The 291-nt window shown below is 70.4% G+C and carries 1 protein-coding gene; it reads left to right on the forward strand.

What is annotated here, in order from left to right; genetic code table 11:
* On the forward strand, positions 1-291 hold a 291-nt coding region (locus P0G09_RS20065; protein ID WP_275253556.1), incomplete at both ends, for a hypothetical protein.

Consider the following 291-nt stretch of genomic DNA (forward strand, 5'->3'; position numbering starts at 1 on the left):
GCTCATCATCCCGCCCCGGGGCCGGGCTGTGCTCTGCTGCTGGGCCGCCATCCCGGGCCTGTTGGCGGCTCCCTTTGTGTTCTGTCAGAGCATGCCCGCCGGGGTGGTGTTCTGCCTGCTCTGGGCCGCACTGGTGGCGGTGGTGTACCAGCGCGCCTGCAGCTATGCCGCTGCGCTGGGCGCGGAGACCCTGAAGGTGTACTCCGGCATCGTCTTCCCGCTGCGGCGGGCGATCCGACGCAGGGACGTAACAGGGCTGTTCCAGCTGCGCACGCCGTTGCTCCGGCTGGC

The organism is Faecalibacterium sp. DFI.5.82, assembly GCF_029076575.1.
Classification (GTDB): domain Bacteria; phylum Bacillota; class Clostridia; order Oscillospirales; family Ruminococcaceae; genus Faecalibacterium; species Faecalibacterium duncaniae.